Raw genomic sequence first — 12,218 nt, 5'->3', positions numbered from 1 at the left:
CATGCAACGCAGACTGACCCTTACCCTGGCGACACTGATGATGATGTTTCCTCAGATTGTGGAAACGATCTATAGCCCGGCGCTCACGCATATTGCCGACGGTTTTCACGTCAGCGCGCAGGCCGCGGCGCAAACCCTGTCCTGTTACTTTTTCGCTTTCGCATTCGGGGTCGTCGTTTGGGGCCGTTTGTGTGACGTGATCGGCCGGCGCCCCACCATTTTGGCCGGTCTGGCGCTGTATCTGCTGGCGTCGATCATCGCCATCTTCAGCACTGGCTTTACCTTGTTGTTGGCGGCAAGGGTGTTGGCGGCGTTTGGCGCGGCGGTGGGCTCCGTAGGCACTCAGACCGCCATTCGCGACCGGTTCGACGGCTATGAGCTGGCGCGCGTGTTTTCCGTGATGGGGATTGCAATGGCGGTCAGCCCCGCGGTGGGGGTGCTGAGCGGCGCCCTGTTGACCCATTACTGGGGTTATCAGGGGGTGTTCGCCGGGCTGGCGGCGTTGGCCGCCTTGCTGCTGGCCTATGCCGCATGGCAGTTGCCGGAAACGCGCCCGGCGCAGGTGGTGAAAAGTTCTTTCTTCGGTACGTTAGGCCGCATGGCGAAAGACGGCGATATCTGGCGCAGCGCATGGCTGGTGGCCCTGTTCAACGTCTGTATGTTCAGCTATTACCAACTGGCGCCGTTTCGGTTTGAAGCGCTGGGCATTCCGCCGCAGTGGTTTGGCTATACCGGGTTGGTGCTGGCCGCCGGCGTCGGGATCGGCGCGGCAATCAACAAGTTTCTCATCGCCAAACAGTGGCTGTTTACGCCGCTGCTGATGCTGGCCTGCGTATTGGCGCTGATCGGCGGCGGCCTGGTGTTCCTGTTGGAGGATAAGCTGTGGTTCGTGCTGCCGATGATGCTGGTGGTGATGGCCTACGGCATCGCGATCCCCAATATTCTGGCGCGGGCACTGCGGAATTATAAGGATTGCATGGGCACTGCGGGCGCAATTCTTGGCCTGATGTATTACCTGATGCTGGCGGCGGGGCTGGTGCTGGCCGGGATGGCGCAGCGGCCGGGCATCGTGCTGATGACGAGCAGCGCCTGCGCGCTGCTGCTGGCGTGGACCGTCGTGCGCGGCGAACGCACCGTCGCATTGGGTAAACGCAACAGCGAGCAGGCGTAACCCTCAGCGGGGAGTTGGCGGGGCACTCAGCGGGCCCGCCAGCAAGGTATGAAGCGCCTCTATCACCGCATTGCGCTGTTCGTTCAAAAAGAGGTGCCTGCCGGGGAAGCGTCGTTCATGCACTTCGCCCCCGGCCAGCAACCGCCAATCCGCCAGATCCTGCCTGTCGACCCAAAGATCGTCCTCGCCATAAAAAACCGCCAGCGGGATCGGCAAATGTGTTTCCCGTGGGAAAATAAGCTGGCTGGCAAGCAGGAGATCGGCGCGGATCAGCGGCAAATAGGCGTCAAGCAGGTCGGCGTTTTCATCGGTGATTGCAGCCGTTTGCCCGGACTCGTGAAGTGTTTCAATCAGCGCGCTGCGCGTCAGACGCAGCAAATGACCGTGCTTTGCCGCGTAGGGTGTGGAGCAGGCGGACACGATCAACCCTATGGGCGGCAGCCTGGCTGAGAGTGCGGTTGCCAGGGCCAACCGGCCGCCAAGGCTGTGTCCGAAAAAGACGCAGGGTTTGTCCTGCAGGGGGGCCAACGCCTGCTGCAGTTCGGCCACCAGCCCGCGGTGCTGGCACGCCGGCGCTTCGTCCGCCCGGTCTTCACGCCCGGGATATTGCATGGCGAACAGCTCGATGTCCGAGCGCAGCAGGCTGCTCCAGGCGCGGAAGGTGCCGGCGCTGCCACCGGCATGAGGAAAGCAAATCAGTCGCAATTTGCCCTGGCGTGTGGGGGTCAGCGCTTTCAGGCATCGCTCGGCTCCCCGGAAGGGTATGTTGTGCATGGCAGGTTAATCGCCGTTCAGGATGAAGGGGAAGGGGATCGCGCGATCCCCGGATTTTCGGCTAAGGCGATCAGTTGATCGCCTCCCACAGTTCGTCAAAGATCGGCGTAAACAGCGTGGATTTCAGGTAGTCGGAACCGGCGGACCCGCCGGTGCCTTTACGTTGGCCAATGGTTCTTTCTACCAGCTTGACGTGCCGATAGCGCCATTCCTGCAGCAGTGAGTCCAGATCCAGCAGCTGATTCAGCAACAGCGACTCGCTGGAAGCTTCCTCCAGCACGGTTTTTATGATGGCCTTGAAGGACTCGGCCTGCTGTCCCTGGCGATCGTTGAGCAGCAGCAGGTGGCGCTGAACCGCTTGCCAGAGCGAGATTGGGCGAATGATCGCGCCAAGCATTTTCTGAATGGCCGGATCTTCACCGTACTGCTGTAACTTTTTACCGTTCGCTTTACCCAACAGCGCCTCAATGCCCGCAAATTGGTAGGACTGAAATCCGCTGGCGGAGCCGAGGTAACCGCGAAATTTTTGGAACTCATGGAATTTCAGCGTGAAAATCACCTCAATCTGGTTCACCACGGTTTTCGTGATGGCGTTGATGCGGATCAGCCCATTGTTTGCGGCGGCTATGTCGCCGTTTTCTATCAGATCGATAAGGCAGTGGAGCTCATCGATCAGCTGTTTGAACCACAGTTCATACGTCTGATGCGTAATGATGAAGAGGTTCTCGTTGCGGTGTTCGCTCGGCGGCGAGGCCGGTTGCTGCAAAGCGAGTAGCTGATTTAACTGCAAATAACTTGAGTAATTCATGCTGCGTCATTCCCTTGGGAGAACGGAAACAAAATTGGTTTGCTGGGGAGGGCGTCGCCCGAACAATCCGGCAAATGCAATGACAGGAAATAGCTACCGGCCGGGGTTGCCGGCGAAACCTGCGCCATTTCCGTTACGGAGCAGCGCAATCTTGCGCACGCCTCCGCCGTTGGCAGGCCCATTCCCCAAAAGCAGCGGTGGTTGTCCATCCTGCCGTCATCGTGCAATCGGTCAATCGAAGGCACATCAACCAACAGGTGATGTACGCCAAGCTCGACGATGCGCGCCATCGCCTGGTGGCTGAAATAAGGCGGTATTTTATCCGCCAGCCGCCAGCTCGGCGCTTTGGCGGCGATCACCAACGCCTGAAGATAATGCGGCGCCACCTGCGACAGGGCATCGTCGATCGCCGCGCGGGTAATGACCAGGTCCGTTCCCCGGGCGCTCGCATTATAAGTTTCCGACATCTCGCCGGCCCTTTGCAGCGGTACCCGAATCAGCGTGGCGGCAATGAATGGCTCGAAAACCAACTCTGCCACGTTATGTTCGCCAGGCATGATGTGCCCGGCGCACTCCGTGTGGGTGCCGTGACAATGCGGCACCAAAGAGATGCGGGAGGCATTGCATGCCCCCCCATGCTCTACGCTGGCCAGCGAATCGCCGTAGCGCAGGGGCGCTGCGCTCGCCGGTGCCACGCCGTAGATATTGGTTGGGTTGTCGCCGAATTTCAGCATGGCGGACAGTGGGATCCGCTCATGGTGATGCACTCGGTGGCGCCGGCCGCGGTAGGTCACCTCAATGCACTCCATCCGCTTCCTCCCTGGTTTTGGTGAGCGCCAGCGCGGTCAACTCGCGAATTTGGCTGTGCAGGATGAATTCGCGAATAGTGAGGGAAATGTGCATCGCCTGGCGAATGGCGTGCAATAGCCGTGGGATCTGCAGCGAGTTGCCGCCCAGGCTGAAAAAACTGTCCGTCACGCTGATGTGTTCCTGCATCAACACGGCTTGCCAGATTTCCTGCATGGCGTGTTCCGCGTCGCTGGCCGGCGGCACGTAATCCGTTTCGGAGGCCGAGTAGGTTATCGTCGGGGCAGGTAGCCTGCGAACGTCGATCTTGTTGTTATTGGTCAGCGGGAAAGCGGACAGCACCATAAAGCTGGAGGGGATCATGATGTTGGGCAGCCTGCTTTTCAACGCCGCGCGCACGGATTTCTCGTTTAACTCCGCGCCGGGCTCCATTTGCAGATAACTGACGATCCTGGCGTTATTCCCTTCTCCGACGATCAGGCTCAAGGCATGCGCGATGCTATCCATGGCGGATAAATTGAGGTCGATCTCGCTGAGCTCAATGCGATGGCCGCGAATTTTTACCTGGTGATCGTTACGGCCCAGATATTCCAATTGCCCACGGCTGTTGAAGCGTGCGATGTCGCCGGTTTTATACAGGTAATGGACGGTACCAAGGACCTGGCGTTTGGCGAACGCCTGGGCGCTCAGCGCACCGTTGTTCCAGTAGCCCGGAGATACGCCAGCACCGCCCAGGCAAAGCTCGCCGAAAGCGCCGCTGGGCACCAGGCCGCCGGTCGAGTCCATAATGAAAGCCTCGGTCATGTTTATCGGCGTGCCGATGCAGGTGCTGTCGCCCTCAAAGGTCAGATCGGCGCAGGTTGACCAGATAGTGGTTTCCGTCGGCCCATAGACCTGCAGCACCTGAGTGGCGATGCGCCGCAGTTGTGAAAGCAGCGCGACGGGCATTTTCTCGCCGCCGCACAGCACCGTCAGCGGTCGGCTGCCCGCCGCCGGTAAATGACTGACGATGGTGCCCCAGACGGTAGGGGTGGCCTGAATGACGCTGGGTTGCTGCTGCTCGATAAAATGATAAAGCCTGACGGGATCCATGGCGGTTTCCCGCGGGCACAGCACGACATGAGCACCCGAGGCCAGAGAGCAAAACAGCTCCAGACCGAAAATATCGAAACTGATGCTCGTCAGGCTCAACATCTTGTCAGCAGGCCCCAGGGCCAGCCGGTCGGCAAAGTCATTGGTGAAATTGTTCAGATTGCTGTGGCTAATCATCACGCCTTTCGGGTTGCCGGTAGAACCGGAGGTGTAGATGATGTAAGCCAGCGGATCCTTTTCTCCGTTCGAACGCGCTTGCTCAACGGCGGGGCGGGCAGACAGTATTGACTCGAAAGTCACGTGCGGGCAATCCGCCGGCACTGCGGCGTTTGCTTCGTCGGTGACCAGGATTTTCGTGCGCGCATCGTCAATCATGTACCGCACGCGATCCGCCGGGTAATGGACATCAATGGGAATATAGTATTTGCCGGCCTTGAGCGCGCCGAGGATCAGCGCCGCCACCCTGCAGCTCTTTTCCATCATGATGCCGACAGAAAACGCGTTGCTGTCCAGCGCGCTCAGGTAATGGGCGACATGCTCTGAGAGGCGCCACAGTTGCTCGTAGCTGTAACTCTCTTTTTCGCAACTCACCGCCAGCGAATCCGGCTGCCTGCGTGCCAGGTCATGAATTTGCTCGATCAGCGTCCCACGCGCGCTCTGCGTCGTATTGCTTGCGAGCTGTAAAAGTCGGGTTTGCTCTGCCTCGCTGAGTGGGTTGATAGCGGCAAGCGCCATCGAGGGGGATTGCGTCAGCAACTGATGCAGCACCTGTTCATAATTGTTCAGCATCATCTGCAATCTGGCGGCGTGGAACAATTCGCTGGCGTAATCAAGCTCAATGCTGATGCCGTCTGCGGCCAGGCTGAAGTTCCAGGTCATGTCGAACATCGAGAAACCCGAAGACACCGGCAATTTTTGCAATGAGCAGTCATGGAGGCCGGCCTGACACACGTCCCCGGCGTTTTGCAGAATAGCCATGATTTGGAACAGCGGGTTTTTGTTCGATACGCGCTCATAATCAAGCTGGTGGAGAATGCGGTCGAAGGACAGCTGTTGGTGCCGATAGGCGCCCGTACAGGTTTCCGTCATTTTACCGATCAGGGTTGCCAGGGTGTCACTCGCGCTCAGTACCGTGCGCAGCGGTACGGTATTGACGTGGAATCCGCTCACCTGCTCGAGGTAAAGGTTGTCGCGCGCGGCGATGGCGCTGCCAATGACAATATCGTCTTGGTTGGCGTATTTACTCAGCAGATAGGTCAGCGCTGCGGTAAGCACAACGAAGGGAGTCGCGCCCAATACCCTGGCGCGCTGTTCCAGCAGCCCCGCGATGGCGGGATCCAACCGGCGGCATATGCGTTCGCCGGCATGCGTCGGTGCCAGGGGGCGAGGCATGTCCAGGGGGAAATCCAACTCTCTGCACGCGTGCAGTTTTTGCTGCCAGTAGGCGATATCGCTCTCGAGGTGGGGTTCCCCGGCATCATTGACGATATCAATTGTTTGAACCTCTGGCGCCGGCAGTGCGTAGGGGCCTCCGCCGCACAGATGATTGTATTGGCGCCAAAGATCGTTGAGGATGAGGTCCTCACTCCAGGCATCGGTCAGAATGTTGTGTTTCACCCACACTAACACGTGGTGCTGGTCATGGTACTGCACCAAACGCAGGGTGACCGGCGGGCGGTGGGTGATATCGAAGGGGACGGCGCAAAGCTGTTTCACCGTGTCTTCCAGAGGCGGATGCTGCCCGGTAAGGGTATGCCCGGCAAGGTTAATGGGAATATGCGGCAGGGCATGCTGATAGGCGATACCCTGAGCCTCGCCAAATTGAGTACGCAGGCTTTCATGTTTTTCATAAATGAAATTGATGGCCTGCTCGAACAGCGAAAGATTTAGCGGCCCGCGGATCTCCACCGCAATGGGCAGGTTATAACTGCAATCATCAGGATTCAGCGCGCTCAGGTACCACAGTAAATTTTGCTGGGGGCTGAGCGCCGCCCGGCGTTGCTCGCCGATGGGAACGGCTCTGTCTGCGGAAACCGCCTTATTCTCAATATATTCCGCCAGCTTGCGTATCGTATTGTTTTGGAAAAGGTCGGCGATATTCAGACGACAGCACAAATCCCGGGCGACCAGCGAAACGATTTTACTCATGGTAAGTGAGTGTGCACCCAGGCAGATAAAGTCTTGCGTGACGTCGGCGCGGGTACAACCGATGGCCTCGGTCACGATGCGCTCCAGGATCACTTCAGTTTCGGTTTCCGGCAGCGCCATATCGCCGTCATTGTCTTCTATAACCCAGTTTTCCAACCGTTGGCGCGCCACTTTGCCATTGGTGGTCAACGGCAATGCAGGCAAGAAAACGAAAGCGGTCGGAATGGCGGCGGCATGCAGCAAAGGGGCCAGCGAATGCCGCAAGCCATCGGCGGTCAACACCGGCGACGACGCTTGCACAAACGCCACCAGCGCTTTGCCGGCGGCCTGCGGTTTGGCTACCACGCACACGCTTTCTACCTGCGGATGGGTGCGAATGGCCGTTTCCACTTCGCCAATTTCGATGCGTACGCCGCGGATCTTGATCTGATGGTCTTTGCGGCCAATAAAAATAATATTGCCCTGTTTATCCCATTTGGCGATATCGCCCGTTTTGTAAATGCGTTCTTTACCCTGACTGCCGGGTAGGGCGAACGTGATGAATTTTTCGCCGGTCAATTCGGGCTGATTCAAATAACCGCGGGCAAGGCCGTGGCCGGCGATGCACAATTCACCCTCGAAGCCGAGGGGCTGCAGATTATTGTGCGCATCCAGGATGTGGCAGCGGTAATTCTTCAGCGGTTTGCCAATGCAGTTCCAGGCCACGCCGGGCTGGTATTCGCACAAAGAAGTGGCGATGGTGGCCTCTGTCGGGCCATAGCCGTTGCACAGACGAGTTTGCTCCGCCCACCAGGCCACCACATCCGCCGGCGGTGCATCGCCCATCACAATCATCGATTTTAATCCGCGCCAGGCTTCACGCGGCAGCAACTCAAGGATGGCCGGGGTAATGGTGATATGGTTCACCTCGTGCAGCGCGAGGTAACGGAATAAGGCATCGGTTTCGGTATGCAATGCCGCAGGGGCGAGGTAGAGCGTTGATCCGCTGATCAAGGCGCCATAAACATCCCAGCCAAAAGCGTCAAAACCTAGAGAGGCAATCGACAGGACTTTACTGCCGGTTTCCAACCGCATGAAGTCGCGATGGTTTTGCGCGACATTGGCAAGCCCCTCACGAGTGATCATGACGCCTTTGGCTTTGCCGGTGGTGCCCGAGGTGTAACAGAGGTAAGCCAGGCCATCAGACGGCCGGGGAAGATGTGACGCCGGCAGGGTCATTGCCTGGTAGTTAATGGTTGCCGGATCAATGCACGGCGCATTCCCCGCCTGCAGAAGGGTATCGGCCAGGATCAGCGTGGGCCGCACATCATCAAGGATATTCTGATTGCGGGTTGCCGGGGCCTGCGGGTCGAGCAGAACATAGGTCTTATTACTTTTCAGGATGCCCAGCATCACGATTGGCAGCAGGGCGGATTTCTGCATGGATACGGCGATAATGTCGTGGCCGTCTACGTCGCCGCGGTGTTCGAGCAGCCAGCAAGCCATTCTGTCAGAAGCGTCATCGAGCTCAGCATAGCTGTATTCTCTGTCGTCGGCATGCAAGGCGATAAGCGCCGAATTTGCCGCCGCCGTACGGCGAAACAGGGTGACAATATCTTGGGAAAGCAGGGTCGCGTCCGCGGTATCATTGAAGGACGCCAACTGGCGTATTTCATCAGGCGAAATGACCAGCGGCGCGGTAGCGGGATCGTCCTCAGAGGTGAGCAGCGCGTCCAGATAGTCGGTGAAGCGTTGGAAACGGGCATCGTCCCCGGTGACCGTGACCCACACGCCATCACCGGCGGGGGTCAGGGAGATCATCGCATGGGTTTGCGCGTATCGGTTTTGTTTGAGAATGCCGGTTTCATTGAAGAAGAAATGCCGCAGGTTTTGATTCTCCGGCGTGACCTGATCTTCAGCAAGGGTATGGAAGTCAGCTTCTTTTCGCCAGGTGACGAAACAGAGATCGGTCGCGCAACGCCCCTGGGTCTGGTCACCCAGCCGCTGTAAAAGCGTGACGATCAAAGCGCGCAGGCGTTCTGGCGAAGCGGAATAACATTTCTGGCCGATGCGAGGAGGCAAGCTGATATTGTCAGGCGGTATGCCGCGTGACAGAGAGACCACTACGTCGCAGATTAAGTCTTTCAGCTGCGCTGCGTTATTTCTTTGGCTATGCCGGGCATCGGGTATCAGGCTGCCGCACAGGTAGCCGATTTTTTCTTTTTGAATAAAATACAGGGATAAGTATTCTTGTTTTTGTAAACTATCAATATCGGTGATTATTTCTTTATTGGACGATATCACCAGAACGTTTTCAGATAATTTCTGTAGTCGTTGTAATTCCTCCTGATGATTGTTTGTCGTTATTATCAGATCGATTTTTTCGGCGGGTAGGCGGGGTGAAGATAACGGGTAAATATGATGTCCATATTCTTGTATTTCTGAGGTGAGCGCTTCCCCGCAATGGATATCACCTGAGAATACTATGTTTAATAGTTCCACATTGGCTTCCTAGTAATAGTGTAACGTGAGCATCCGGTGTTGATGCCCAGTTTTAATTCGGTTTATCTGTTTTATGCCTGCGTTATTTTTGAAATCGGCAGGTCTTCGAGTATGCCCGCTTTATCCAGTGCCAGCAGCATTTGCTGCGTAACAATATTATTGGTTTCCCATGGCTTGGTGTCGGCAGGTGGGTAAGTGTCGTGAATGATGGCGGCGATGGCTTCTGCATCCATACTCAAATGACCTAGCATCCGGGCGCTAAATTCTTTAGCGATGGCATCCGTCGTATAGTGTTCAATAAAGGTCAGGATGGGGAGTTTCATCGCCTCTTTTGCATGCGTATCGCTGTGGCGCCATATATGCCCAAGTATCTGTTGAGAAAAGCGGGCGTGTCGGCCTTCGTCCGCGACATGGTCTTTCATGATCTGATAGAAGGAGGGGAAAATATTTTCATTGTCGATCACATCGATGAGATCGGTGGTTAACGCCTGTTCTGACAGGGAAACGCACACCAGCCGGAATAATTCACGGTGTTCATCCGGGGTCTGACCAAGCGCGAGCGCGAGCGCGAAGGACGCTTCGGTGTCTTTCGGCATGCTCAGCGGCGCTATGCCCGTCATCTGTTCGACCTGATTGATAAGGTCCAGTGCGACCAGAGCATGATAGGACTCATCTACAACGACGGTTAATGCATCCAGGCGCATATCTGCGGGGAAATCGACGCCTGCGGTATTTTTGTATAGTTTGTATGTTGAGTCATTAATAATATCAAGCTCAATGTTGGCAATGCCATTCAGATAGTGATAAAGCGTTTGGACCTGAATATAGCGCAGCGCTTCGTCACCCAACGCTGCCACGCGCGGATGCATGCAAAGCGGCAGGCGTTCCGTAGGGAAATATTGCCTGGATTGGTAATCTTGCTCATTAAGTATGCGACGCGGACGGGAACGGACAATAGCAGCGCGATCCCATTTTTTCAGGGTTGTTTCAATTATGCTCACGGAAAGAATCCTTCTTTAGTAGAGTTCGACTTCAATATCCGACAGCGGATAGGCACAGCAAGCTAATATAATATTTTCCTCAAGCTCATCTTCGGCCAAGGCGCTTTGTTTTCCATGACGCACTTCACCTTTGACTAACAACATTTTGCAGCAGCCGCATTTTCCTGCGCGACATAAATGTGGAATATCGATGCCTTTACTCTCAAAGTTATCTAATAGTGACTTCTCAGAGCAAAAGCTACCCGTGTCCTCACCATCAAGAATAACCTGATAGTGGGTGTTTTTTGATTGTGAAATCATGGCGGGGATTCCCTTGGCTATTAATTAAATGGTGTGGGGTCCATTATTCTTCCCTGATTGAATGATATTTTTATTTATGTGCCTTGATGGCGGAATAACAGTAGCTTCTGAGTTGTTTATTGTCAACATGAATGGTTAATAACTTTAACATTTCATTAATATTTGCGTTGTCTTTTTATTTTTTAATGGTTAATTCGTTAATTATTTCTTTTTTTATTTTTACAGGTGCAGATGTGCATATTGCAAGAAGTGTCTTTGTAATAATTTATTTTAAAATTATTTTATTTGGTATCGACCGCCGGCGGGGGCGTTGAATATTCACTGCTGTTGGAGGCCAACCTTGAGACCTCGCCCCGTTAACGAAAAAGGGCAAGCTTTCGCTTACCCTTTGGTTGGTGCAGTACGCAACGTCGCTATCTCAACCCAACCCGCCAATCCGCCCCCGGATTTCCTCCTCAGGCAAATCTACGCCAATAAACACCAAGGTGCTGCGGCGCTCTTCCTCCGGCAGCCACTCGCGATCCCAGTCGGCGTTATACAGCCGTTGTACGCCCTGGAATAACAGCCGGCGCGGCTCGTCCTTGATTGACAAAATGCCCTTATAACGCAGCAGGCTGTCGGCGTATTCCAGCAGCAGGCCCTCCATCACTTCGGAAATCTGCATCAGCTCCAGCGGCTGGTCGTGGTATACCACGATCGAACCAATATTGTTTTGCGCTTGCGGAATGCGGCGGAACAGCGGCGCCGGCGTCGTCAGGGTCAGCTTGTCGTTCAGCACAAAGCCTTCGATGTCGAACAGCACGCTGAGATCGATATCGCCGTGCGTCACTTTATACACCGGTGCGCGGGCGTTCATCTGCTGCAGGCGTTGGATCAGCGCTTCGCAGTCCGGTGCCACGTCGGTTTTGGTCAGCAGAATGCGGTCGGCGTAGCCCACCTGCGCCTGCGCGATGCTGAACTGGGTCAGTTGTTGGTCGGCATGTGCGGCGTCCACCAGGGTGATGATGCCGTCCAGCAGGAAGCGTTGGCAGAGGATCTCGTGCGAGAAAAAGGTCTGGGTGATCGGGCCGGGATCGGCCATGCCGGTGCATTCGATGATCAGCCGATCGAACGCCAACTGGCCCTGGTCTACGCCGTCCAGCAAGTCCAGCAGCGCATCGGCCAGTTCGTTGGATTTGCTGCAGCAGATGCAGCCGTTGCTCAGGGTGGTGATGCGGCTGGCACGGTCGCCAATCAGCGCATTGTCAATCGGCACTTCGCCGAATTCGTTTTCGATTACCGCAATCTTGTAGCCGTGCTCGGCGTTGAGAATATGGCGTAGCAGAGTGGTTTTACCGGCGCCCAAAAAGCCGGTCAGAATGGTGACTGCGATGGGTTTCATTACGGGTCCTTATTAACAGCAGCGCATGCCGCCTTTGCCGTCCCCACCGTAGCGGGCCTGCTGGCGTTCGCGGAAAAACTCTTTATAGGTCATCACCGGTTTGTCCGGGTGGTTGTCTTTCATGTGCTGGACGTAGGTATCGTAGTCGGGCACGCCCACTAACATGCGCGCTGCCTGACCGAGGTATTTCCCCGCCTGGCCGAGATTTCCGAACATCGCCTTCTCCCCAAAAAATTACCCTGCATAACAGCTTTC

General features: G+C 56.1%; 9 protein-coding genes. 1 reads left to right on the top strand and 8 read right to left on the bottom strand.

The window, feature by feature from the left end; genetic code table 11:
- Position 1: 1 nt before the first annotated feature.
- A complete protein-coding gene (locus M2407_RS19525; RefSeq protein ID WP_128865528.1) occupies positions 2 to 1,171 on the top strand; it encodes an MFS transporter in 1,170 nt (389 codons plus the stop codon).
- A 3-nt stretch (positions 1,172 to 1,174) separates the two neighbouring features.
- Here the strand turns inward: M2407_RS19525 and M2407_RS19520 are convergent, their stop codons facing one another.
- From M2407_RS19520 to M2407_RS19485, 8 genes are all read right to left on the bottom strand, one after another.
- On the bottom strand, positions 1,175 to 1,945 hold the full coding sequence (locus M2407_RS19520; RefSeq protein ID WP_128865529.1) for a thioesterase II family protein: 771 nt from the start codon (positions 1,943 to 1,945) through the stop codon (positions 1,175 to 1,177).
- 70 nt (positions 1,946 to 2,015) lie between these two features.
- Positions 2,016 to 2,753 (bottom strand): tryptophan 2,3-dioxygenase family protein, encoded by a 738-nt coding sequence (locus tag M2407_RS19515; protein ID WP_122076910.1) that lies wholly within the window; start codon positions 2,751 to 2,753, stop codon positions 2,016 to 2,018.
- Positions 2,750 to 3,562 (bottom strand): cyclase family protein, encoded by an 813-nt coding sequence (locus M2407_RS19510; RefSeq protein WP_259218968.1) that lies wholly within the window; start codon positions 3,560 to 3,562, stop codon positions 2,750 to 2,752. The genes M2407_RS19515 and M2407_RS19510 overlap by 4 nt, the downstream gene beginning before the upstream one ends.
- Positions 3,549 to 9,083, bottom strand: a complete 5,535-nt coding sequence (locus tag M2407_RS19505; RefSeq protein ID WP_259218967.1) for a non-ribosomal peptide synthetase — start codon at positions 9,081 to 9,083, stop codon at positions 3,549 to 3,551. The genes M2407_RS19510 and M2407_RS19505 overlap by 14 nt, the downstream gene beginning before the upstream one ends.
- 269 nt (positions 9,084 to 9,352) lie before the next feature.
- Positions 9,353 to 10,282: a diiron oxygenase gene (locus M2407_RS19500; RefSeq protein ID WP_259218965.1), complete on the bottom strand. Its 930-nt coding sequence runs from the start codon at positions 10,280 to 10,282 to the stop codon at positions 9,353 to 9,355.
- Between the two features lie 15 nt (positions 10,283 to 10,297).
- The gene (locus tag M2407_RS19495) at positions 10,298 to 10,582 is read right to left on the bottom strand and encodes a 2Fe-2S iron-sulfur cluster binding domain-containing protein (RefSeq protein ID WP_122076923.1); all 285 of its coding nucleotides are present in this window, start codon (positions 10,580 to 10,582) and stop codon (positions 10,298 to 10,300) included.
- Positions 10,583 to 11,000: 418 nt separating this feature from the next.
- Positions 11,001 to 11,963, bottom strand: a complete 963-nt coding sequence (gene yjiA, locus M2407_RS19490) for a GTPase (RefSeq protein ID WP_259218961.1) — start codon at positions 11,961 to 11,963, stop codon at positions 11,001 to 11,003.
- 12 nt (positions 11,964 to 11,975) lie between these two features.
- Positions 11,976 to 12,179: a YbdD/YjiX family protein gene (locus M2407_RS19485; RefSeq protein WP_004953088.1), complete on the bottom strand. Its 204-nt coding sequence runs from the start codon at positions 12,177 to 12,179 to the stop codon at positions 11,976 to 11,978.
- Between the last annotated feature and the right edge of the window lie 39 nt (positions 12,180 to 12,218).

It is taken from the genome of Serratia sp. BIGb0234 (genome assembly GCF_024809915.1).
Classification (GTDB): domain Bacteria; phylum Pseudomonadota; class Gammaproteobacteria; order Enterobacterales; family Enterobacteriaceae; genus Serratia; species Serratia liquefaciens.
This window is presented reverse-complemented; position numbering and strand designations above follow the sequence as displayed.

What these genes read in the sequence shown, in the direction of transcription:
- M2407_RS19510 (WP_259218968.1), bottom strand. Translation starts at nt 3,562, where the DNA reads ATGGAGTGCATTGAGGTGACCTACCGCGGCCGGCGCCACCGAGTGCAT.
- M2407_RS19520 (WP_128865529.1), bottom strand. Translation starts at nt 1,945, where the DNA reads ATGCACAACATACCCTTCCGGGGAGCCGAGCGATGCCTGAAAGCGCTG.
- yjiA (WP_259218961.1), bottom strand. Translation starts at nt 11,963, where the DNA reads ATGAAACCCATCGCAGTCACCATTCTGACCGGCTTTTTGGGCGCCGGT.
- M2407_RS19485 (WP_004953088.1), bottom strand. Translation starts at nt 12,179, where the DNA reads ATGTTCGGAAATCTCGGCCAGGCGGGGAAATACCTCGGTCAGGCAGCG.
- M2407_RS19525 (WP_128865528.1), top strand. Translation starts at nt 2, where the DNA reads ATGCAACGCAGACTGACCCTTACCCTGGCGACACTGATGATGATGTTT.
- M2407_RS19495 (WP_122076923.1), bottom strand. Translation starts at nt 10,582, where the DNA reads ATGATTTCACAATCAAAAAACACCCACTATCAGGTTATTCTTGATGGT.
- M2407_RS19515 (WP_122076910.1), bottom strand. Translation starts at nt 2,753, where the DNA reads ATGAATTACTCAAGTTATTTGCAGTTAAATCAGCTACTCGCTTTGCAG.